General features: G+C 74.8%; 24 protein-coding genes. 10 read left to right on the forward strand and 14 right to left on the reverse strand.

Annotated features, from left to right (window positions below):
- Window positions 1-213: 213 nt before the first annotated feature.
- The 4 genes from KMZ30_RS08920 (at window position 214) to KMZ30_RS08935 (ending at window position 3226) form a co-directional block, all read left to right on the forward strand.
- Window positions 214-543, forward strand: a complete 330-nt coding sequence (locus KMZ30_RS08920) for an ArsR/SmtB family transcription factor (protein WP_215512617.1) — start codon at window positions 214-216, stop codon at window positions 541-543.
- A gap of 1 nt (window position 544) precedes the next feature.
- Window positions 545-1033 (forward strand): SRPBCC family protein, encoded by a 489-nt coding sequence (locus KMZ30_RS08925; RefSeq protein ID WP_215512618.1) that lies wholly within the window; start codon window positions 545-547, stop codon window positions 1031-1033.
- Between the two features lie 147 nt (window positions 1034-1180).
- Window positions 1181-2752 (forward strand): HNH endonuclease signature motif containing protein, encoded by a 1572-nt coding sequence (locus KMZ30_RS08930; RefSeq protein ID WP_215512619.1) that lies wholly within the window; start codon window positions 1181-1183, stop codon window positions 2750-2752.
- A 93-nt stretch (window positions 2753-2845) separates the two neighbouring features.
- Window positions 2846-3226 carry a RidA family protein gene (locus KMZ30_RS08935; RefSeq protein WP_215512620.1) on the forward strand — a complete coding sequence of 127 codons (381 nt, stop codon included), beginning with the start codon at window positions 2846-2848 and terminating at the stop codon, window positions 3224-3226.
- 133 nt (window positions 3227-3359) lie between these two features.
- Here KMZ30_RS08935 and KMZ30_RS08940 read toward each other — a convergent pair whose 3' ends face one another.
- Window positions 3360-3803, reverse strand: a complete 444-nt coding sequence (locus tag KMZ30_RS08940) for a VOC family protein (RefSeq protein ID WP_215512621.1) — start codon at window positions 3801-3803, stop codon at window positions 3360-3362.
- 105 nt (window positions 3804-3908) lie between these two features.
- Here KMZ30_RS08940 and KMZ30_RS08945 point away from each other — a divergent pair, with 105 nt between their 5' ends.
- Entirely contained in the window at window positions 3909-4403 is a 495-nt protein-coding gene (locus tag KMZ30_RS08945) for a CoA-binding protein (protein ID WP_215512622.1), read from the forward strand.
- A gap of 110 nt (window positions 4404-4513) precedes the next feature.
- Window positions 4514-6565: a HelD family protein gene (locus KMZ30_RS08950; protein WP_215512623.1), complete on the forward strand. Its 2052-nt coding sequence runs from the start codon at window positions 4514-4516 to the stop codon at window positions 6563-6565.
- Between the two features lie 21 nt (window positions 6566-6586).
- On the opposite strand, the gene KMZ30_RS08955 is transcribed toward KMZ30_RS08950, so the two are convergent.
- From KMZ30_RS08955 to KMZ30_RS09015, 13 genes are all read right to left on the reverse strand, one after another.
- Window positions 6587-7717 (reverse strand): M48 family metallopeptidase, encoded by a 1131-nt coding sequence (locus KMZ30_RS08955; RefSeq protein ID WP_215512624.1) that lies wholly within the window; start codon window positions 7715-7717, stop codon window positions 6587-6589.
- A gap of 53 nt (window positions 7718-7770) precedes the next feature.
- A complete protein-coding gene (locus tag KMZ30_RS08960) occupies window positions 7771-8406 on the reverse strand; it encodes a DUF2510 domain-containing protein (protein ID WP_215512625.1) in 636 nt (211 codons plus the stop codon).
- A gap of 100 nt (window positions 8407-8506) precedes the next feature.
- Window positions 8507-9925: a pyridoxal phosphate-dependent decarboxylase family protein gene (locus KMZ30_RS08965; protein WP_215512626.1), complete on the reverse strand. Its 1419-nt coding sequence runs from the start codon at window positions 9923-9925 to the stop codon at window positions 8507-8509.
- Window positions 9926-10111: 186 nt separating this feature from the next.
- On the reverse strand, window positions 10112-11164 hold the full coding sequence (locus KMZ30_RS08970; RefSeq protein WP_215512627.1) for a hypothetical protein: 1053 nt from the start codon (window positions 11162-11164) through the stop codon (window positions 10112-10114).
- Window positions 11161-11316 (reverse strand): hypothetical protein, encoded by a 156-nt coding sequence (locus tag KMZ30_RS08975; protein WP_215512628.1) that lies wholly within the window; start codon window positions 11314-11316, stop codon window positions 11161-11163. Before KMZ30_RS08975 ends, KMZ30_RS08970 begins: the two co-directional genes overlap by 4 nt.
- Window positions 11317-11500: 184 nt before the next feature.
- The gene (lpdA, locus tag KMZ30_RS08980) at window positions 11501-12898 is read right to left on the reverse strand and encodes a dihydrolipoyl dehydrogenase (protein WP_215512629.1); all 1398 of its coding nucleotides are present in this window, start codon (window positions 12896-12898) and stop codon (window positions 11501-11503) included.
- Window positions 12899-12936: 38 nt separating this feature from the next.
- Window positions 12937-14922, reverse strand: a complete 1986-nt coding sequence (gene mrdA / locus KMZ30_RS08985; protein ID WP_215520002.1) for a penicillin-binding protein 2 — start codon at window positions 14920-14922, stop codon at window positions 12937-12939.
- Window positions 14919-15410 (reverse strand): rod shape-determining protein MreD, encoded by a 492-nt coding sequence (locus KMZ30_RS08990; RefSeq protein ID WP_215512631.1) that lies wholly within the window; start codon window positions 15408-15410, stop codon window positions 14919-14921. Before KMZ30_RS08990 ends, mrdA begins: the two co-directional genes overlap by 4 nt.
- A complete protein-coding gene (gene mreC / locus KMZ30_RS22315; RefSeq protein ID WP_215512632.1) occupies window positions 15407-16243 on the reverse strand; it encodes a rod shape-determining protein MreC in 837 nt (278 codons plus the stop codon). The genes KMZ30_RS08990 and mreC overlap by 4 nt, the downstream gene beginning before the upstream one ends.
- Entirely contained in the window at window positions 16240-17274 is a 1035-nt protein-coding gene (locus tag KMZ30_RS09000) for a rod shape-determining protein (protein WP_215512633.1), read from the reverse strand. The genes mreC and KMZ30_RS09000 overlap by 4 nt, the downstream gene beginning before the upstream one ends.
- A gap of 225 nt (window positions 17275-17499) precedes the next feature.
- Window positions 17500-17922 (reverse strand): nucleoside-diphosphate kinase, encoded by a 423-nt coding sequence (ndk, locus tag KMZ30_RS09005; protein ID WP_030527382.1) that lies wholly within the window; start codon window positions 17920-17922, stop codon window positions 17500-17502.
- Window positions 17923-17931: 9 nt separating this feature from the next.
- Window positions 17932-18345 (reverse strand): DUF4233 domain-containing protein, encoded by a 414-nt coding sequence (locus tag KMZ30_RS09010; RefSeq protein ID WP_215512634.1) that lies wholly within the window; start codon window positions 18343-18345, stop codon window positions 17932-17934.
- A complete protein-coding gene (locus KMZ30_RS09015; protein ID WP_215512635.1) occupies window positions 18342-18614 on the reverse strand; it encodes a hypothetical protein in 273 nt (90 codons plus the stop codon). The genes KMZ30_RS09010 and KMZ30_RS09015 overlap by 4 nt, the downstream gene beginning before the upstream one ends.
- Window positions 18615-18742: 128 nt before the next feature.
- Between KMZ30_RS09015 and KMZ30_RS09020 the strand changes: the two genes are divergently transcribed.
- The 4 genes from KMZ30_RS09020 to KMZ30_RS09035 are packed head-to-tail and all read left to right on the forward strand — an operon-like array spanning window position 18743 to window position 22274.
- Window positions 18743-19654 carry an ABC transporter ATP-binding protein gene (locus tag KMZ30_RS09020; protein WP_215512636.1) on the forward strand — a complete coding sequence of 304 codons (912 nt, stop codon included), beginning with the start codon at window positions 18743-18745 and terminating at the stop codon, window positions 19652-19654.
- Window positions 19651-20475, forward strand: coding sequence for an ABC transporter permease (locus KMZ30_RS09025; protein WP_215512637.1), 825 nt, complete (start codon window positions 19651-19653; stop codon window positions 20473-20475). The genes KMZ30_RS09020 and KMZ30_RS09025 overlap by 4 nt, the downstream gene beginning before the upstream one ends.
- 12 nt (window positions 20476-20487) lie before the next feature.
- Window positions 20488-21666, forward strand: a complete 1179-nt coding sequence (locus tag KMZ30_RS22320; protein WP_308279694.1) for a sensor histidine kinase — start codon at window positions 20488-20490, stop codon at window positions 21664-21666.
- The gene (locus tag KMZ30_RS09035) at window positions 21663-22274 is read left to right on the forward strand and encodes a response regulator transcription factor (protein WP_215512638.1); all 612 of its coding nucleotides are present in this window, start codon (window positions 21663-21665) and stop codon (window positions 22272-22274) included. Before KMZ30_RS22320 ends, KMZ30_RS09035 begins: the two co-directional genes overlap by 4 nt.
- The last annotated feature ends 11 nt before the right edge of the window (window positions 22275-22285 follow it).

The raw sequence follows: 22285 nt of genomic DNA on the forward strand, positions 1-22285 counted from the left end.
GGGGTCGGGCCGTGGCTCAAGTCGGCAGGCCCAGGTCTCAGGTCGCTGAAAGCGCTCGGGAATACGCTGCGCCGCAGGTCAGGCGGCCGGATCTCACGACAGGGTGGCTCGTCGGGCGCTGCAGCGGGTGCGACGTACGTCACGCCGACGCCCCCTCCCCTCGCCGGGCCCACCCCTTGACAACATACAACCGCTTGGTTGTATGTTGGTCCTGTGACCGAAAGCAGCGAGGACCGCGCGGACGCGCTGTTCCACGCGCTCGCCGACCGGACGCGGCGCGACATCCTGCGCCGCGTCCTCGCCGGGGAGCACTCGGTCACCACCCTGGCGGCGGGCTACGACATGAGCTTCGCCGCCATCCAGAAGCACGTCGCCGTCCTGGAGAGGGCGGGCCTGCTGACGAAGCGACGTCACGGTCGCGAGCAGCTGGCCAGCGGCGACGTGGAGGCCGTCCGGTCGGTCGCCTCGATGCTCGACGAGCTCGAGGCGGTCTGGCGGGGACGGATCGCCCGGATCGACCTGTTGCTCACCGAGGAGACCTGACATGCCCGTCACCGACATCGCCAAGGACGTCGAGAACCACACCCTGACCATCACCGCGGAGTTCGCCGCTCCGGTCGCGCGGGTCTGGGCGCTCTACGAGGACCCCCGCCAGCTCGAGCAGGTCTGGGGCCCGCCGGAGTACCCCGCCACGTTCGTCGACCACGAGCTGCGCGAGGGTACCCGGACGACGTACTACATGACCTCGCCGGAGGGCGAGCGCTTCGCCGGCTACTGGGACGTGACGGGCGTGGACGCGCCGACGCGGTTCACGTTCCGCGACGGCTTCGCCCGTGCGGACCTCACGCCCAACCCCGACCTGCCCGTGTCCGACTGCCTGTACGAGTTCTCCGAGACCGAGGGCGGCACCCGTGCGGTGTACACGACGACCTACGCGAGCGCCGAGGCGCTGCAGCAGGTCCTCGACATGGGGATGGAGGAGGGTGCGCGGTCCGCCATCGGGCAGATCGACGCGTTCCTCACCCGCGGCTGAGGGCGGGCCAGGGGCCGTCGTCACGACCGTCACACCGGACCCTCTTACCCCTTACTTCCGTTGTGCCACAGTGTTTTTGACTGCGGACGACTCTTCCGCTCCGCTGGCTCGGGGAGTAGGATGGGGGCACGAGGGGAGGGGGAGCCGATGGCCACCAGCACGCAGCTCCCGGCGAACGCCGCGGACGTCGCCGCCGCTGCGGTCGGTGCCCGCACGCTCGTCGCGGAGGCGCTCTCCCCCACCCTCGTGGACGGCTCGGTCGCCGACTGGGCGCACGCGCTCCGCGAGCTCCAGGCCCTCGCCGACGTCGTCGCCGCGGCGCAGGACGAGGCCATCGTCCGGCTCGCGGCGGTCGAGCCCGTCGTGCTGGAGACGGGCGAGCTGGTCGAGACCCACCGGGCGCCCGGTCACGTCGCCCTCAACGCACCGGCCGTCGTGTCGGGTGTGCTGTCGGTGTCGGTGGTGCACGCGGAACGGCGGGTGCGCGACGCGGTGCGGCGTGCGGCTGACGGCCCGAGCGGGACGGCGACGAGCACCGGCCTCGGCGGGCTCCACGCGGCGATGGCCGCCGGTCGCCTCGACGCCTACCGCGCGCAGGTCGTCGCGGCCGAGCTCGAGGAGGTCCCGGCCGAGGTCGCTGCGGGTGTCGTCGCCTCCCTCGACTCGTGGTTCGACCGCGAGGACGCCGCCCGGCTGCGGCGCCGGACGCGTCGGGTGCTCGCCGCCATCTCACCGGACCTGCTGCGCCAGAGGGCGGTCCGTGCTCGAGCGGCCTCGGGGCTGCGGCGCTGGGTCGACGAGCCGGGGGTCGACACGTGGCTCGGGACCTTCCCGTCCGAGGACGCCTGCGCGGCGTGGGCGGCCATCGACACCCTCGCCCGGCAGTACGTCGACGAGGGCACCTGCGAGCACCTCGAGCGGGCGCGGGCCAAGGCGCTCACGGACCTCGTCACGTCGAACGCGACCGTCGACGTGCGGGTGCAGCTCGTTGCTCCCGCCGGCCATCACGTCGTCGAGGACACGTCCGACGCCTCCCAGCTCGACGACCGCGACCTCGTCACCGTCCACGGCCTGCACGCCGGCGACCCCGACCTCGTGCCTCGCGGATGGCTGGCTCGCGCGACCCACGTCACCGCCCCGGCGTCCCCGGTCCTCCACCCCACCAGCGGCGCCCTCACCGACCCCGACGACGAGCTCGCGACGGACGCCTACCGGCCCGGCGCGCGACTGGTCGCGCTGGTCCGGGCCCGGGACGGCCGGTGTCGCTTCCCCGGCTGCCAGGTGACGGCCCGGTTCTGTGACCTCGACCACGTCCTCGCCTGGCCTCTGGGGCCGACGAACGCCGCCAACCTCGCGTGTCTCTGCCGCCGCCACCACCGCGTCAAGCAACGGCCGGGGTGGTCGGTGCGGATGGACGAGGACGGCACGCTCCACTGGACCGGTCCCACCGGCGCGGTTCGCACCACCCACCCCCTCGACCACCGGCCGCTGGTGCTCCCGGCTCGTGCCCCGGACCCGCCGCCTCCCCCGGCCCGACGCAATGCGGAGACCCACGTGCACTCGGCGCTCGAGTTCGGCCTCGAGCACCGCGGTGGCACCGCTCCGCCCGTGACCCGCAGGTGCCGCGTCGAGGTCCATCGACCGGCGCGGGCGTACCGGGTCACCGGCCTCCACCCACCCCGGCAGCGCGACCCGTTCCCCGCCGCCCCACCCTTCTGACCTTCGTTCGCACTGTGCGTCGTCGTGCCTGCACCGGGATGCCGCTCTGCCCGGGCTCTGGCGTCCGGGGCACCGCTCGGGCACGCTGTCTCCATGGCAGTCGAGGTCATCACCACCGACGCGGCGCCCCGCAACCCGCTCTTCGCGCAAGGGGTCAAGGCCGGCGGGTTCGTCCACGTCTCGGGGACCGTCGGTGTCGACCCCGCGACCGGCGCCCTGGCCGGTGACACGATCGGCGCCCAGACCACGCAGGCCCTCGCCAACTGCACCGCCGTCGTCGAGGCGGCCGGGGGCTCGAAGGACGACGTCGTCGAGGTCGGGATCTTGCTGCACGACCCCGACGACTTCCCCGGGATGAACGCCGCCTACTCGCAGTGGGTCCCCGCCACGCCGCCCGCGCGGTACGCCGCGAAGCTCGGCGCCGTGATCCCCGGTGTGCTGGTCTCGATCAGGATGACGGCCTACGTGGGCTGACGTGACGTCGCCGACCGCGGCAGCGCCCCGGGCGGCGCTGGTGGCGCCCAAGCGGGGGTGATCACCCCACGTCCCACGCCACCGCCCACGCCGACGACCACGTCTCGGCGCCGGCCACCGTCGCCCGCTGCGCTCAGACGCAGAACTCGTTGCCCTCGGGGTCGTGCATCGTCACCCAGTGGACGCCCATCTCGGCGTGCTCCTCGCCCCGGACGGCGCCGAGCCCCTCGAGGCGCTCGACCTCCGCGGCGACCCGGCGGCGCTGCTCCTCCATCGGGACGGAGGGCCCGCCCCCGCCGAGCAGGTCGAGGTGGAGGCGGTTCTTCCCCTCCTTGGGTTCGGGCACCCGCTGGAAGAAGATGCGCGGCTGCCCGTCGGCCTCGAGCGCCGAGGCGTCGTTGAACCGCTCCTCCGGAAGTCCCTGCGCCGCGAGGAAGGACGGCCAGTCGGCGAACCCGCCCGGTGGCGCCGGCACCGCGTAGCCCCGCGGGGCGAGGGCACCGGCCCAGAACTCCGCGAGGGCGGCGGGGTCGGCGCAGTCGATGACGACCTGGACGGGCTGCAGTGATCGGTCCATGCGCTGAGTGTGGACCCGTCCACCGACACCCGTCGCGTGACCCACGGAACAGCGCGGCGCCCCCCGCGGTGGAAGCATCGAGAGGCGTCGAGAAGGAGCCCCGCCATGGCCACCACACCCACCACCACCCCGGTCCGCGTCGCCGCCGCCGACGTCCTCGCCCAGCGCCGCATCGCCGTCACCGGCGTCTCCCGCACCCCGCGGGGCCACGGCGCGAACACCGTCTACACGTGGCTGCGCGACCACGGCTACGAGGTCTTCGCGGTCAACCCGCACGCGACCGAGGTCCAGGGCGACCCGGCCTACCCGACGGTGCAGGCCGTGCCCGGCGGTGTCGACGCGGTCGTCGTCGCCACGTCCGCCGCGCACGCGCTCGAGAGCGTCGAGGAGTCGCTCGACTCGGGCGTCCGCCGCCTCTGGCTGCACCGCTCGACCGGTACCGGCTCCGTCTCCCCCGAGGCGGTCGAGCGCGCGCGGGCGGCCGGCGCGACGGTCATCGCCGGTGGCTGCCCGATCATGTTCCACCCCGACGGGGACGGCGTGCACCACGTGATGTGCCGGGTCCTCACGTGGACGGGGGCAGTCCCCCGCGCCGTCTGACGCGCCCGCCCGACGGGCGTCCGAGGGCTGGACGGACCCACCCCCACCGGGTGTACCATCATCGGTTCGCCAGCATGGGAAACCCACACACCGCAGGAGGCGGCTCCGCCGTGCCCACGACGACCGCCGACCACCCGACCACCCCCACCGACGACGTGCTCGCCCGCGAGCAGGCCCACCTCGACCACGCGCGCGACGAGCTGCGCCGGATGCGCGAGACCACCGAGCGGCTCGACGTGACGACCGCGGCCGACGCCTTCAACGCGGCCTACCTCGACCTGGTCCTCGCCCGTCGCGTCGCCTCCCTCCAGGACGACCCGCGCACCACGCTCTTCTTCGGGCGCATCGACTGCCGCACCGAGCACGGCGAGGAGACCTTCCACGTCGGGCGGCGGCACGTCGGCGACGCCCACGGCGACCCGGTCGTCGTCGACTGGCGGGCGCCGATCTCGACCGCGTTCTACCGCGCCTCCCCCGCCGAGCCGATGGGCGTCGAGCTGCGGCGCCGGTTCGGGGTCGACCGCGGCCGCCTCACGGCGTACGAGGACGAGCGGCTCGTCGCGGGTGACGCAGCCGACCGCAGCGGCATCCTCGCCGCCGAGATCGAGCGTCCCCGCTCCGGTCCGATGCGCGACATCGTCTCGACGATCCAGCCCGAGCAGGACGAGATCGTCCGCTCCGACCTCGCGACGAGCATCTGCGTGCAGGGGGCGCCCGGTACCGGCAAGACCGCGGTCGGCCTGCACCGTGCGGCGTGGCTGCTCTACTCCTTCCGCCGGCGCCTGGACCGGGCCGGCGTCCTCGTCGTCGGCCCCAACCGCGCGTTCCTCGACCACATCGGCGCGGTCCTGCCCTCGCTCGGCGAGGTGCGCGTGCAGCACGCCACCGTCGACACCCTCCTCGACCACGGCCGCGTGCGCGCGGAGGACCCCACCGAGGTCGCCCTCCTCAAGGGCGATGCCCGGATGGCCGAGGTCCTCCGGGCCGCGGTGTGGCGCAACGTCGCCCGTGCCCACGACGCGCTCGTCGTCCCGCGCGGCTCCCGCCGCTGGCGCGTCCCGGCGTACGAGGTGCAGGACGAGCTCGACGGGCTGGTCGCGCGCGGCGTCCGTTACTCCGCGGCCCGCGAGCTCCTCCCCCAGCGCCTGGCCCACCTCGTGATGCTCCAGATCGAGCGCTCCGGCGACTTCCCCGGCGACACCGTGCAGGACTCGATCGCCCGCTCGGCACCGGTCCGCGCCGCGACGAAGGACCTCTGGCCGGCGCTCGACCCGGCCGCCGTGCTCCACGGCCTGCTGTCGGACGCGGACGCCCTGGCCGCCGCCGCGGACGGCGTGCTCACCGAGGACGAGCAGCGGATCCTGCTGTGGGAGAGGCCGCCCCGCAGCAAGGGCGCCGCGCGGTGGACGCGGGCCGACATGGCGCTCCTCGACGAGCTGGCCGACCTCCTCGACCGCACGCCGAGCCTGGGTCACGTCATCCTCGACGAGGCCCAGGACCTTTCCCCGATGCAGCTGCGGGCCGTCGGCCGCCGGGCGTCGACCGGCAGCCTGACCGTCCTCGGCGACCTCGCGCAGGGCACGACCCCGTGGGCGACCCCGTCGTGGGCGGAGGCGATGCGCCACCTCGGTCGACCCGAGCACGAGCTCGTCGTCCTCGACCGCGGCTTCCGCGTCCCGGCCCTCGTCATCGACTACGCCGCCCGCCTGCTGCCCCTCGTCGCACCGGGGCTGGCGGCGCCGGTCTCGGTGCGCGACGACCCCGGCCGCCTCGACGTCGTGCACGCCGACCCGGAGCGGCGCTCGCTCGAGGTCGTCGACGCCGTGCGCTCGCTGACGGACGAGCCCGGGTCGGTGGGCGTCATCGTGCCCGACGCGTTCGTCACTGCCGTCGCGTCGGCGCTCACGACCGCGGGCATCCCGCACGGACGGCTCGACGCCGACCACGGGGACGACGAGGACCGTCAGGTCGAGCTCGTGCCGGCGAGCATCGCCAAGGGCTTGGAGTTCGACCGCGTCGTCGTCGTCGAGCCGGCGGCGGTCGTGCGCGGCGAGCCGGACGAGCGCACCGGCCTGCGGCGCCTCTACGTCGTGCTGACCCGGGCGGTGTCGGCCCTCGTGGTCGTGCACTCCGAGCCGCTGCCGGAGGTGCTGGCCGGCTGACGGCGGTCGCGACGTGGTGCGTCAGCCGCGCCCGTGCACCAGCTCGTCGCGGAGGCGGTCGCCGAGCGAGGCCCGCATCCGGAAGAGCTCGACGTCGGCGGCGGTGACGGTGCTGCGCTCGACCCATCCGTCGCCCACGGGCACGTCGCCGGCCTCGAGGGCGGCGACGCGCTGGCGGGTCGGCGGGTGGTCGGCGTCGACGGCCGTCGTGGGCGCGGCCTCGAGGCGGGAGCGCAGCTCGGCGGCCGAGGGCCGGTCGGCCGCCTCGATGGCGAGGAAGACGTCGGCCCCCGGTGTGCGAGCGGCGTTGTGCGCGGCGGTCGCGCCGCGGGGCACCCCGACGCCGGCGAGCAGCCAGCCGCGCACCGCGGCGGGCCCGGTGAGGGCGGCGGCGCGCCGGTCGGCCTCGAACGCGGCGCGGTACAGGGTCGGGCGCCAGGCCCGGTCGAGCGCGGCGTGGAGCGCACGGAAGGGAACCGCCACGACCTGCATCCCGGCACCACCGACGGCCGCCGACGCCTGGCGACGCATGAGGTTGCCCGCCATCTCGTCACCCGGCCCGTAGTAGCCCATCGTCGACGTCGCCTGCTCGACGGCCTTGCGGTCGGCGGTCACGGCCCGGACGGGCGTGAGGATCGTCCGCGCTCCCGAGAGCACGTCACCGGCGAGGCGCACGAGGATGCCGGCCGGCCCCCGCCGGGCCCCCGAGCAGCGCAGCTCGTGGGCGAGGGCGGCGACCCGCTCCCCCGGGTCGAGCGCCGTCCACTCCGGCAGGCCGACGACGAGCGCGGCCCCGCCGAGGTAGCCGGTGGGGTGCACGCGGGTCGCGGCGACGGTGTCGACGAGCACGCGGGTCGGGGCGGCCACCCCCACCTCGTGCGCCACCGCGTGGACGAGCCCGTGCAGGGCCGGCTGCTCCTCCCGCGTCGTCGGCACCGCCCGGCGGTCGACGCGGGCGGGGCGCGGCACGAGCCGCCAGAGCACGAGCGCGCCGAGGATCCCCCATATCCACCGGCTGACGCCGTCGTCGAGGACGAGCACCGCCACCCACCCGACGGCGAGCGCGAGCACGAGAAGGACGACGAGGAGCGCGAGCAGCACGGCCGCGACCGCGGCGAGCGTCGCGGACGGGGGGCGGCGGGAGTCGGTCACCCTCCGAGGCTAACCTCGGGCGACCTCGCGTCAGGGCAGGCGCAGCGGCGGGCTCAGGCGCCGACGGTCCACTTCTCGCCGTCCCAGTACCGGTGTCGCCGGCGGCCGTTCGGGGACGGGTACCAACCGGGGGCGAGCGCCCGCCCGCCCTGTGTCGCGTCCTTGACGACGCGCCGCGTGTGGAAGGTGGGCACGAGCGCCGCCAGCACGCCGACGGCGCATCCCACGGTGAGGACGTAGAGCCCCAGGCCCGCGTCGACCGTCGTCGCCGCGAACGCGTCGACCACCTCCGGAGCCGTCGCGGCGAACCACGACGGGCGGCCGACCGACGCGCCGGGGCGGAAGACGAGCACCCAGAAGGCGAACGTAACGAAGGACGCCGCGCTCAGTCCCACGACGGCCGCGAGCCGCCACACCGCGCCGACGTACCGAACCCGCGTGAGGATGAGGGCGACACCCATGAGGAGGGCCCAGGCGGCGGTCACCAGCAGGTAGGTGCGCAGGGAGTCGTCGAGGTGCACGGCGGACCCGTCGGCGCGCAGCCACAGGACGGACCACACGCGCGCCGGCACCGTGCCGGGACGGACGGTGTAGACGGGCAGCAGCGTGCCCAGCATGGCGACCGCCGCGCCGAGGGCGAGCGTCAGCCCCGCGGCGGCGTGGCTCATCCGGTGCCTGACCTGCGACATGCTGCTCCTCCCGCCTGCTCGAGGCGAGTGTGACACCAGGCGGGCCGTCGCGCGGGCCGGTTCGCGCAAACTCGACCCACCCGGCCGTGGCGGGGCGCCCTCAGCGGCTCGCGACGGCCTCGCGCAGCAGCCGCCAGAGCTCCTCGACGTCGGCGCGCTCGGTGGACTCGGCGCCGACGGACACCCGCACCATCCAGCGGCCGTCGAGGCTGCTCGCCCCGAGGAAGACCCGCCCGGTCGCGTTGACCGCCTCGAGCCAGGCCAGGGTGTGCGCGTCGAGCTCCTCGCCGGTCAGCCCCTCGGGCTCGTGGACCACGCAGACCGTCTGCAGCTCGACGGGCGCCAGCACCCGCCATCCCGGTTCGGCCTCGACCTGCTCGGCGAGCCAGCGCGCGTTGGCGAGGTCGCGCCGCAGCCGCTCGCGGATGGCCTCGACGCCGTCAAGGCGGAGGTGGAACCACAGCTTGAGCGCGCGGAAGCGCCGGCCCAGCGGGATGCCCCAGTCCTTGTACTGGACGACCTGGTCGTCGGTGCTCGCCCGCAGGTAGCTCGGGGTCGTCGACATCACCGAGACGAGGTGGTCGACGTCGCGGACGTAGAGCAGGGAGGTGTCGAGGATCGTCCCCATCCACTTGTGCGGGTTCCACGCGAGGCTGTCGGCGTCGTCGACCCCGGCGAAGAGGTGGCGCATCTCGGGCAGGAGCATCGCCGAGCCGGCCATCGCCGCGTCGACGTGCACCCACGCCCCGTGCTCGCGCGCGATCTCGACGATGGCGGGCACGGGGTCCATCGCCGTCGTGCCCGTCGTGCCGACCGCCGCGACGACGACGGCCGGCACCCGGCCGGCCGCGACGTCGTCGGCCATCGCCCGGCGCAGCGCGGCGGGGTCCATCGCGTAGGTCACCGGGTCGACGTCGACGTACCGGAGGTTGTCGGCCCCGAAGCCGGCGAGGAGGACGGCCTTGGGGACCGAGCTGTGCGCCTGCGGTGAGGTGTAGGCGACGAGGGGCGCGTCGAGGGACTGGAGGCCGCCGCGGTGCTCGGAGCCGTCGCTGGCGCGCTCGCGGGCGGCGAGCATCGCGACGAGGCAGGCGGTGGAGGCGGTGTCCTGGATGGCGCCGCGCCACTCGGGGGCGAGGCCGCAGAGGTCGCGCAGCCAGTCGGTGACGACCTGCTCGACCTCGGTGAGCGCCGGGGCCGACTGCCACGTGATGCCGAGCGCGCCGACTCCCCCGGACGCGATGTCGCCGAGGACGCTGGCCAGGCTCGCGTTGCTGGGGAACCAGCCGTAGAAGCCGGGGTGCTGGGTCTGGGTGACGCCGGGGACGACGACGCGGTCGAGGTCGGCGAGCACGTCGGCGAACGGCTCCGGCTCGGTGGGGGCGTGGGCCGGGAGGGCGTCGCGGACCTCGCCCGGGCGGACCTGCGCGGCCACCGGGAGGTCGGGGACCCGGCTGCGGTGGTCGGCGATCCAGTCGATGAGCTGGTGTCCGGCGGCGCGGAACTCCTCGGGCGTCATGGGCGCCATTCTGCACAGGCGCCGTGGTCTCGGCCCCGTGCGCCCCGCTCTGCGCCCCGGCCGCCCAGCCCGCACGTGCGGGGTTATCGCGGTCGCATCCCGGTTCGGACAGCGATAACCCCGCACGTGCCGGGCGCGTCCCGGTCGTGGGCTGGGTTTCGCGCTCGGATGCGCTGGGTGGCCGCGTCAGCGGGGCGTCGGCGTGGCCGTCGACGGCGCGTAGGTGATCTTCACGGACTTCGGGACGCTGACGAGGGCCGCGGCGTCCGTGACCGTGAACGTCTGCGCGCGGCACGTCGAGGTCGGGAGCGTCGTGACGGAGTAGGGCGACGCCGTGCTGCCGTCGCCGCCACCGACGACGACCGGGATGCGCGGCGAGTCGGCTGCCGCCTGGCAGCCGGCGAGACCCAGCAGGGACCAGAGCTGCGACCCCGCCTCGGAGTCGACCTGCACCATCTCGCCGACGACGGGCGCCGCCGGAGGCGTATCGGTCTCGGCGCTCGCGAGGGACAGGGCGTAGCCGATCCCTCCGGCTGCCGCCACGACGCCGGCAAGAATCATCGAGGCGGCGCGCCACCCGGAGACTCCACGGGACAACGTGTGGTACTCGGCGCCGTCGAGAAGCGCCGTCCGCGCGGCCTCGTAGACCGCGAGATTGTGCAGGAGCAGGCGCCGCTCGCGCTGGAGGACCGCTAGCCGCTTCTCTTGCTTCGACGACAGGGCAGACAGATTGATCTCGGCGATCTCCTCGGCGTTGTCGAACGTCGCGCGGCGGAAGGCTTGCAGTCGGTCCCGGACGCTCTCGACCGTCGGGCAGTCGGTGGGGAGAGCGACGCCGGCGCCACCACCCTCGACCACCTTCACGTAATCGGCGGGAAGGCGATGGAGTTCGTACATGTGAGGACGGAGGATGTCGACGGCCTTCGCGATCAGATAACCGAGCCCGAGGAGACCCACGCCGCCGCTGATCAGCGCCAGGCGCAGTTGGTCGCGGTTCTCGGTCCAGCTGAGCTCCGGGGTGCTGACGAAACCCTTCGCGAAGAGGAAGGCACCCACGGCCGCGAGGGCGGTGACGAGCCACTTGACCGTGCTCCGCACGGCCTCGGCCCCCTTGGCCCACTCACGTGGCGTGCCCAGGGTCGGGTCCTTCTGGTCGTTCGCGGCCGGCGGAGCGGCGGAGGCGGGTGCGACCGCAGCGCTGACGGTCCACCCATCCGGCGGCGCGAGCGGCGTGCTCACGGTTCGCCGTCGGGCGGCGGCACCAGGTCTTCGGGCACGTGCTCGTCGGGCGCGTTGGCGAAGTCGATGACCTCCCAATGCCCCGGAGGCTCGAAGTAGATCTCGCGCTCCCCCGTCACCGGGTTCTGCCGTCGGTCACCGTTCTTCGGCATGTTCCGCTCCTCCCGCCGGTGGCGGAAGGCTAGCGGCGATCGACGGTCCCTGACCAGCCCTCGGTTCGCTCGAGGGTCAGCCGATTCGACACCCCGGAACGTGCACGAGACCCCGGCTCGGAGCCGGGGTCTCGTGGACTTTTCGGGGTGACCCCGACAAGGGGAGGTGCGAGGGGCGCGTGCGTCAGAGGTTGATCATGTGGCCGGCGATGCCCTCGACGGCCTCCTTGACCGCCTCGGACAGGGTCGGGTGCGCGAAGACGTTGCGCGACACCTCGTCCGCGGTGAGGTCCCACTTCTGGGCGAGGGTCAGCACGGGCAGCAGCTCGGTGACGTCGGGGCCGATCATGTGCGCGCCGATGATCTCGTTGTGCTCGGCGTCGGCCACGATCTTGACGAAGCCGACGGCGTCGCCGAGGCCCATCGCCTTGCCGTTGGCCGAGAACGGGAACTTCGCCGTCTTGACGTCATAGCCCTTCTCCTTGGCCTGCGCCTCGGAGTAGCCGAACGAGCCGATCTGCGGGTGGCAGTAGGTGGCACGCGGGATGAAGTCGTACTCGACCGGCATCGTCTCGGCGCCCGACAGGTGCTCGGCGGCGACGACGCCCTGGGCCTCGGCCACGTGGGCGAGCATCAGCTTGGCGGTGCAGTCGCCGATCGCGTAGACGTTCTCGACGTTGGTGCGGCCGTACTCGTCGATGGCGATGGCGCCGCGCTCGGTCAGCTGCACGCCCGTCGCCTCGAGCCCGTAGCCCTCGGTGCGCGGGGCGAAGCCGATGGCCGACATGAACTTGTCGGCCTCGAGGACCTGCTGGTCGCCGCCGGCGGCGGGCGAGACGGTGACACGGACCCCGGAGCCGGTGTCCTCGACGCCCTCGACCTTCGTCGAGAGCATGACCTTGACGCCGAGCTTCTTGTAGTGCTTGAGGAGCTCCTTGGAGATCTCCTCGTCCTCGGTCGGGACCATCCGGTCGAGGAACTCGACGATCGTGACGTCGACGCCGAAGTTCTTCATGACGTAGGCGAACTCGACTCCGATGGCGCCCGAGCCCGCGATGACGATCGAGCCGGGGAGGTTCTCGTCGAGGATCTGCTCCTCGTAGGTGACGACGTTCTGCGACACCTCGACACCGGGCAGCATCCGGGTCACGGCGCCGGCCGCGATGATCAGGTGGTCGAAGGTCAGCTGACGGGTCTCGCCGTCGTTGAGCGCGACGTCCATCGAGGTGGCGCTGGTCAGCGTGCCCCAGCCGTCGATCTCCTCGATCTTGTTCTTCTTCATGAGGAAGTGGACGCCCTTGACGATGCCGGCCGACACCTTGCGAGAGCGCGCGTGCGTGGCGCCGTACTTCATCGTCGCCTCGCCCTCGATGCCGTACAGCTCCTTGTCGTGCTGGAGCGTGTGCGCGAGCTCGGCGTTCTTGATGAGCGCCTTCGAAGGGATGCAGCCGACGTTGAGGCAGACCCCGCCCCAGTACTTCTTCTCGACGACCGCGACCTTCTTCCCGAGCTGGGACGCGCGGATCGCCGCGACGTACCCACCAGGACCAGCACCGAGCACCACGAGGTCGAAGTCAGCCATGCCCGTCAGCCTATCGGTGCAGCTGCGTCCGGTGACGCTCAGCCCAGGCCGCGCAGGGTGAGGTGCACCGCCCGCGTCACCGGAGCGGCCGTCGAGCCGCCGGTGCCGCCCTGCGCGACGACGGCGGCGACGACCCACCGCGGCCGGCCGGCCGGGGCGTAGGAGACGAACCACGAGGTGTCGCGCCGGCCGACGACCTCGCCGGTGCCCGTCTTGCCCGCGACCGGCCAGTCCGCCGGCATCCCGGCGAAGACCGGCGCCGCCGTCCCCGACGTCACCACCCGGCGGAGCGCGGCGCGCAGGTAGCGGTCGGTCGCCGCGCTGAGCGGCGCGCGGCGGGTCGGGCCGGCGTCGACCGGGGTCCGCTCGCCCGTCACCGGGTCGACGAGCGCCGCCCCGACGCGCGGGGTCCGGACGGTGCCGCCGTCGGCGATCGCGCCGTAGACGACGGCCATCTGCAGCGGTGTCGCGAGCACGTCGCCCTGGCCGATGGAGAAGTTGGCCGCGTCGCCGGCGCGCAGCTGCCAGCCGGTCGCGCAGTTCTCGCGAGCGACCTCCGTGAGGAAGCGCCGTCGCTCGCGGTCGCCGACCTCCGGGTACCCGGTGCGCGCGCGCCGGCACAGCTCGTCCTTCTGCTGCTCCCACGTCGCCCGCCGCCACGTGCGGTCGGGCACCCGCCCCGCCGACTCGCTCGGCAGGTCGATGCCGGTGGCGCGGCCGAGCCCGAGGCCCCGGGCCGTCGAGGCGAACGGGTCGCGGGTGTCGGCGGGTGCGTCCGGGCCGCCCTGGCGCCGCCACGCGTCGTGGGCGAGGCGGTAGAACACGGTGTCGCAGGAGATCTCGATCGCGGTCGCCAGGCTGATGTGGCCCCGGGGCTCGGTCTCGAAGTTGTGGAAGTCGCGGTCCCCGATCCGGTAGACGGCCGGGCAGTCGTACGTCGCCCCGAGCGAGCGTCCGTCCCGGACCGCCGCGGCGACGGACGCGGGCTTCATCGTGCTCGCCGGCGCGAACCCGACGTCGGTGGCGCGGGAGAGCAGCGGCGTCCCCGCGGCGGGGTCGGTGAGGCGCCGGTAGTCGGCGGCCGAGATGCCGCCGGTCCAGACGTTGGGGTCGTACGTCGGCAGGCTGGCGAGGGCGGCCACCGCGCCCGAGCGGGGGTCGAGGACGACGACCGCACCGGAGTCGGCCGGCCATCCGCGCCCGCGGGCGCGTCGCATCTCGGTCTCGAGCGCCTCCTCGGCACGGGCCTGCACGGTGGCGTCGAGCGAGGTGACGAGGTCGCGGCCGGGCACGGGGTCGACGCGGGACACCACGCCGGTCACGAGACCCCGGGCGTCGACCGACACGACGGTGCGCCCGGGGGTCCCGCGCAGCTCCCGGTCGTACTGCTGCTCGAGCCCCGCCCGGCCCACGAGGTCGTCCGGGTGCAAGGTCGGGTCGGCCGCGAGGTCCGCCTCCGTCGTCCGGCCGAGGTAGCCGAGCACCTGGGCCGCCTGCGCCCCCGCCGGTCGCGGGTAGGTCCGCACGGGCACCGAGGCCACGTCGATGCCCGGGAAGCGGTCTGGCCGCTCGACGAGCGAGAGGGCGCGGACCGGGTCGACGTCGGAGGCGAGCGGCACCGGGACCTGCGCGGAGCCGGCCCAGCAGGCCGGCGCGGCCGGAGCCCCGGCCTCGCCGCAGAGCCAGAGCCGCCCCAGCAGCTCGTCGGCATCCCGCCCGAGGACGCGGGCCACCTCGCGCACCTCGGCCTGCGCGCCGTCACGGTCGTCCGCGATGACCCGTCGCTCGAGGGTGACGACCGTGCTCGTCCGGTGGCCCGCGAGCTCGCGGCCCCGAGCGTCGACGATGCGCCCGCGCAGGGCGGGCACGAGGATCGTCCGGGTGTCGAGCGCGACGGCACGGGCGGCGAGGTCGTCGGCCTGCGCGAGCTGCACCTCGCCGAGCCGGGCCACGAGGCCGGCGAAGGCGAGGACGACCGCGACGAGCACCGCCGTGACGCGGCCGCGGCGGCCGCCAGGGCTCATCCGAACCGCCGCCGGAGCACGGCCCGCTCGACACGGACGACGACCGGGACCAGCACCGCGGCGACGGTGGCGGTGAGCAGGACGCGCAGCGCGACCTCGCCGAGGTCGACCGGCGCCTGCACGGACAGCGCCCGGAGCACGTCCACGGCCGCGACGAGCCCCGACACCGCGAGCGCGGCGGCGGCGACGCGCGGCGCACCGACCGGTCCGGGCACGCGCAGCCGACCGGCGAGCAGACCGGCCCCCGCGTAGGCCATCGCGTGCAGGCCGAGGAGGTCGGCGCCGGGGGGCACGAGGTCGAGCGCCCAGCCACCCACCAGCCCGGCGAGCGCCCCGGCGACCGGTCCGCGCCAGAGGGCCCATCCGACGACGAGCACCGCCACGAGGTCGGGGACCGGGCGCACGTGCCGGGCCGCGAGGGCGGCGAGCACGACGGCCGCGACGACGAGGAGCGCCGCGCGCGCGAGGAGCCCGAGGGGTCGCATCATCCCCCCGCGGTCGCGGCCGGCCGGGGCTGGGAGCGGCGGGCCCCGAGGACGACGCCGACCACGTCGAGAGTGGCCGACGCGACGGCCGGGGTGACGACGCCACCGGCGGTCGGTCGACCGCGCGCGTCGTCGACGGCGGAGACCGTCCCGACGACGAGCCCGGCGGGGAACGGCCGGTCGCCGGGGCTGCCGAGCGTCGTCACGGTGTCGCCGGCGGCGAGCGCTCCCCCGGCGACCGGGGCGAGCGCGAGGGTCCCCGGCGCCGGCGCCGGCCCGCCGGGGCGCGCGGCGGCCGACACCTCGCCGAGGACGCCGCGGGAGCCGACGCGCACGCCGACGGCGACGTCGCGGGCGCCGAGGAGGAGGACGTCGCAGGTCCAGGGCCCGACGGTGACGACACGGCCGACGAGCCCGTCGGGGGTGACGACGGCGCGGTCGACCTCCACCCCGTCGCGCGCCCCCACGTCGAGGGTGACCCGCTCGGGCCCCGCCGGCCCGGACGGCCCCACCCCCACCACGCGGGCCGTGACGACGGGCAGGCCACCGAGCGCCGGGGCGTCGAGCAGGGCCTGCGCACGTCCGGCGGCGGCGAGGCGCTGCTGGGTGTCGGTGAGGCGCGCCGCGAGCCGGGTGTTCTCGGCCCGCAGGCGCGTGGTCTCGTCGTCGCGCGGCCCGACGGCGCGCTCGAGCGGCCCGAGCCCGGCGGCGGCGAGCTGACGCACCGGCGCGGTGTCGACCGCCCCGGACAGGTCGAGGGCGAGGACGAGCCCGGTCGCCGCCGCGAGGCCGGCCACGACGGTCCGTCCGCGGGGACGGCGGCGGTCGTCGCTCACGGTCGGCGGGTGTCGACGAGGACGCGGTGCAGCGTCGCCAGCTCCTCGACGCAGCGGCCGGCCCCGCGGGCCACGGCGTGCAGCGGCTCCTCGGCCGCGCGCACCGGCACGCCGAGCTCGTGCGAGAGCCGTTCGTCCAGGCCCCGCAGGAGGGCTCCCCCGCCGGTCAGGGCGATGCCGCGGTCGACGACGTCGCCGGCGAGCTCGGGCGGGCAGACGTCGAGGACGGACCGGACGAGGTCGACGATCCGGGCGACCGGCGTCTCGATGGCGCGGCGCACCTCGGCCGAGCCGATGGTCACCGTCTTGGGCAGCCCCGTCACGAGGTCGCGCCCCCGGACCCGTTCGGACAGCTCCTCGACGAGCGGGAAGGCCGACCCGACGGCGATCTTCAGCCGCTCCGCGCTCGACTCCCCGAGCAGCAGCGAGTACTCGGCCTTGACGAAGGAGACGAGCGCCTCGTCGATCTCGTCGCCGCCCAGGCGCACCGTGCGGCTGACGACGATGCCGCCGAGGCTGATGACCCCGACGTCGGTCGTGCCGCCGCCGATGTCGACGACCATCGAGGCCTCGGTGCCCTCGACGGGCAGGCCGGCGCCGATCGCGGCCGCCATCGTCTCCTCGACGACGTGGACCCGGCGGGCGCCCGAGCGGAGCGTGGCGTCCTCGAGGGCGCGACGCTCGACGCTCGTGATGTCGCTCGGGACGCAGACGACGACCCGCGGCCGGCGCAGCCTGGAGGGGGCGACGCGGTCGACGAACCAGCGGATCATCCGCTCCGTGACGTCGGCGTCCGAGATGACGCCGTCGCGCAGCGGCCGGACCGCGCTCACCGCCTCCGGGGTGCGCCCGAGCATCTCCTTGGCCCGGCGGCCGGCGGCGACGAGCTCGCCCGTGCCGGCGCGGACGGCGACGACCGACGGCTCGTCGAGGACGACGCCGCGGCCGCGCTCGTAGACGACGGTGTTGGCGGTGCCGAGGTCGATGGCGAGGTCCCTCCCCCGGAACAGTCCCGTCGACCAGCCGCTCATGCGGTGCAGGCTAGGCCGGGCCCGGCGGTCGGCCGGGGACGCAACGCCGGGGAGGGGCGAGGCGTACCGGCCTCCCGTGGTCGGTGTGACGGGAGTGACGCGTGGGGCGTCTCTCGGGCCGCTCTCGGCACGCCTCCCCGGACATGACCGCGCCTCACCCGAGAACCGTTGTCGGGTGAGGCGCGGGCGTATCGGGTCACCCGATACGCGTGGTGCTCGTGGGGCTCAGAGCTCGGGGAACCAGATGCCGATCTCGTGGGCGGCCGACTCCGGGGAGTCCGAGCCGTGGACGATGTTCTTCTGCACCTTGGCGCCCCAGTCGCGGCCGAGGTCGCCGCGGATCGAGCCGGGCGCGGCCTTCGTCGGGTCGGTGGCGCCGGCGAGCGACCGGAAGCCCGCGATGCACTGCTCGCCCTCGATGACGACCGCCGTCACCGGGCCGGAGGACATGAACTCGACGAGCGGCTCGAAGAACGGCTTGCCCTCGTGCTCGGCGTAGTGGCGGTGCAGCATGTCGGTCGTCGGGCTGACGACCTTGAGCGCGGCGAGGCGGTAGCCCTTGGCCTCGATGCGGCGCAGGACCTCCCCGGTGAGGCCGCGGGCGTAGCCGTCGGGCTTGACGAGGACGAGGGAGCGTTCGGTGGTCACGCGCCCAGCCTAGTCGGCGGCGACCGCGCCCCCGGCGGCCACCTCGGCCTCGTGCCGGGCGACGAGCGCGTCGGCCTTGACGCCCTGGACGAGCAGCAGCACCCACAGGGCGGTGAAGACGACCGCGACCCCGAGCATCGCGGGGACGAGCACGGCGCTCAGCCAGGTCGCGAGCTGGACGAGCCAGCCGAGGGTGATGCCGTACGGGCGGCGCATCAGCCCGCCGGCGACGACCGCCGCGAGCGCCAGGCCCATCCCGACCCACAGCAGGCGGCTGCCGTCGTCGGGACGCCCGTCGGCGATGGCCTGGGCGCGGGCGACGAGCGCGAAGAACGAGAGCACGATCGCCTGCCCGACGAGGACGACCGCGAGGAGACGGAAGGTCAGCTTCCCCTGCTGCCCGTAGAGGTGCAGCCGCCTCATCGGGGCCCGCCGCTCTTCCAGTCGTAGGTCTCGACCGCCGCCTTGGACTGCGCGAGGCTCGCTCCGGTCGCCGCCCGGTAGTGCTTGATCGCCGCGACCGCCTGACCCTGCGCCAGGGAGGCGTCGATGACCTGCCGGACGTCGGCCGAGAGCTCCTCGACCGGGGTGAAGGTCACGTCGGCGCCGCCCTGCTGCGCCCGCACCATCCGGACGACGTACCAGACGGCCACGAGCGCGGCCACGATCAGCACGAGCTTGAGCAGGGTCATGCGTCCAGCGTAGGCGAGCCCGCCGGACGGCCCTGACATCCGTCACGCACCGACGCGCGCGGACGTCACGTCACCCTCGTGACGGCCGTGCGGGGCGTCCGCCCGTCGCCCACGCGAGGGTCGTGGCCATGGACGCGATCACCCTGAGGGGACTCCGCAAGCACTTCGGCGACGTGCGCGCCGTCGACGGCATCGACCTGACGATCGGCCAGGGCGAGGTCGTCGCGCTGCTCGGCCCGAACGGCGCCGGCAAGTCGACGACGATCGACCTGGTGCTCGGCCTCGGCACGCCGAGCGACGGCGACGTCGCCGTCTTCGGGATGCACCCGCGCGAGGCCGTCGACCGCGGCCTCGTCTCGGCGGTGCTGCAGTCCGGCGGCCTCCTCAAGGACCTGACCGTCCGCGAGAGCGTCGAGTACACCGCCGCGCTCTTCCCCGCGGCGCGGCCGGTGGACGAGGCGCTCGAGGCCGCGGGCGTCACCGCGATCGCCGGTCGGCGCATCAAGGACTGCTCCGGCGGCGAGCAGCAGCGCACCCGCTTCGCGATGGCGCTCGTGCCCGACCCCGAGCTCGTCGTCCTCGACGAGCCGACGACCGGGATGGACGTCTCCGCCCGCCGCGCCTTCTGGCAGGCCATCCACGCGGACGCCGCGCAGGGGCGCACCGTCGTCTTCGCGACTCACTACCTCGAGGAGGCCGAGAGCTGGGCCGACCGCGTCGTCGTCGTCCGCGGCGGTCGGGTCGTCGCCGACGGGACGCCGGCCGAGCTCGGCGCGATGAGCTCGGGCCGCGTGGTGCGGGCCACCCTCCCCGGCGCCGACGCGGACGCGCTGCGGGCGCTGCCGGGCGTCGTCGAGGTCGAGGTGCGCGGCGCCGCGATCTCCGTCGTGAGCACCGACTCGGACGCCCTCGCCCGGCACCTGCTCACCACCACCGCCGCCCACGACCTCGAGATCGCCGGCCGGCGTCTCGAGGACACGTTCGTCGCGCTGACCAGCGAGGACGCCACCGCTCCGACCACGGGAGGACTCCCCCGATGACCGCCCTGCCCACCTCGACGGCCGCGGCCCGACCGGCCCCGCGTCGTCCCCTGCTCAACCCCACCGTGCTGCGCATCGAGCTGCGCCGGCTCGTGCGCAACCGCCGGGTGCTCGTGTTCACCTTCGTCTTCCCCGCGGTGATGCTCGTCTTCATCGGCAGCCAGATCACCGGCCAGGACGACGTGCTCGGACCGCACGCCGTCGCGAACGTCGGCGCCTACGTCATGGCGAGCATGGCCGTCTACGGCGCGGTGATGGCCTCGACGTCGGCCGGCGCGTCGGTCTCGATCGAGCGCGCGGCCGGGTGGAGCCGGCAGCTGCGGCTCACCCCGGCCCGACCGGTGTCGCACGTCCTCGTCAAGATGCTCGTCGCCGTCGTGCTCGGCACCTGCGCCACGCTCGTGACCTTCGCCGTGGGCGCCGCCACCGGGACCGCGCACCTCACCCGGCTCGCGCCGTGGTGGCAGATGGCGCTCGTCATCGTCCTGGGGTCGCTCGTCTTCGCCGCCTTCGGGCTCTTCATGGGCTACCTGCTGCCGAGCGAGAACGCGATGCAGTTCCTCGGGCCCCTGCTCGCCGTCCTCGCCATCCTCGGCGGGCTGTTCTCCGGGCCGCTGCCGACCGACTCCCTCTACGGGCAGATCGCGCAGTACACGCCGATCTACGGCCTGAGCCAGCTGGCGCACTGGCCCCTGACGCTGACGACGTCCGGCACGCACGACGCCTTCCACGTCTCGTGGGTGCTCGACCTCGTCGTCTGGGGTGCGCTGTTCGTCGCGGGAGCCGTGTGGCGCTTCCGCCGTGACACCGACCGGGTCTGAGACCCTGTGAGCGTGACGGGGCGGCCGTGGGCGAGCCGGCGGGACGAGGACGACCTCGTCGCGCCGGTCCCGGCGTCGGCGGGGGTCGCGCGCCGGCTCATCGGGCTCATCTGGGTCGTCTACCTCCTCGAGCCCCTCGTCACCGCGTGGCGGACGACCGGGGTGGACCGGGTGACCGGCGTCGGGCTGCTCGTGCTCTTCGTCGTCGTCTACGTGTGGCACTACGTCGTCTCCCCGCTGCCGGGCGTCTCGCGATCGGGCGTCACGACGCCGGAGGCGGGCCCGTGGCCGCGCGCGCTGCGGTTCGCGCTGCTCTCCGCGCTGTCGGCCGGCTGCGTGCTCGTCATCGGGCAGACGGCCACCGCGACCTGGGTCTTCGTCGCCGTGTCGGCGATGTGGACCTTCGGCGGCTGGGTGCCCTACGTCATCGCGGTGGGACTCGCGGTCCTCTACGAGGTTCTCGCACACCGGGTCCCGGGGTGGGAGCGCGACAACAGCCTGAGCTTCGCCATCGCCTTCGCGGTGCTGGCCATCACGAGCGGGATGGTCGCCGTCCGCCGGTCGCGCGACCTCGCCGAGGCCCAGCGCGAGAACGCCCGCCTCGCCGTCGAGGACGAGCGCAACCGGGTCGCCCGCGACCTACACGACATCCTCGGCCACTCGCTGACCGTCATCCGGGTCAAGGCCGAGCTCGCCGCCCGGCTCGTCGACCTCGACCCGGCCCGCGCGAAGGCCGAGGTGGAGGAGGTCGAGTCGCTCGCCCGCGAGGCGCTGGCCGACGTGCGTGGTGCGGTCGAGGGCTTCCGCGAGATCTCGCTCGCCGGCGAGATCGCCCGGGCGCGGGCCGCGCTGTCGTCCGCGGGCATCGAGGCCGACCTGCCGCGCCGGGTCGACGGGGTCGCCCCCGACCTGCGCGAGCTCTACGCCTGGACCGTCCGCGAGGGCGTCACGAACGTCATCCGGCACAGCGGCGCGAGCACGTGCCGGGTCACCATCGACGACGGCGGCCTCCGCCTCGCCGACGACGGCCGGGTGCCGCCCGGGGGTCCCGCCGCCCGCGCGGCCGGCCACGGGCTGCGCGGGCTCGCCGAGCGCGCGCGCACCGCCGGCGCCGTCCTCACCGCCCGCCGCCTCGAGCCGCGCGGCTTCGAGATCGTCGTCTCCGCCACCGACACCGGGAGCCGTCCGTGACCCCCATCCGCGTCGTCCTCGCCGACGACCAGGCGCTCGTGCGCGGCGCCCTCGCCGCGCTGCTCGACCTCGAGCCCGACCTCGAGGTCGTCGGCCAGGCCGAGGACGGCGAGCACGTCGTGCGCGTCGTCGCGGAGACCGCGCCCGACGTCGTGCTCATGGACGTCGAGATGCCCGGCGGGGACGGCATCGACGCCACCGCGCTGCTGCGCGAACGGCACCCCGACGTACGGGTGCTCGTCGTCACGACCTTCGGGAGGCCGGGCTACCTGCGCCGGGCGATGCAGGCCGGCGCGTCCGGGTTCGTCGTCAAGGACACCCCGGCCCACGCCCTGGCCGATGCCGTCCGGCGCGTGCACGCCGGGCTGCGGGTCGTCGACCCGGCGCTGGCCGCGGACTCCCTGGCGCTCGGCGACTCGCCGCTCACCCCGCGCGAGACCGAGGTGCTGCGGGCCGCCGAGTCGGGCGCGACCATCGCGCAGCTGGCCCGGACCCTGCACCTGTCGGAGGGCACGGTCCGCAACCACCTCAGCTCGGTCATCGGCAAGACGACGGCCCGCAACCGGGCCGACGCCGTCCGCGTCGCCCGCGAGGCCGGCTGGCTCTGAGGTAGGGCTCC

It is taken from the genome of Phycicoccus mangrovi (genome assembly GCF_018729305.1).
GTDB classification, from domain to species: domain Bacteria; phylum Actinomycetota; class Actinomycetes; order Actinomycetales; family Dermatophilaceae; genus Phycicoccus; species Phycicoccus jejuensis.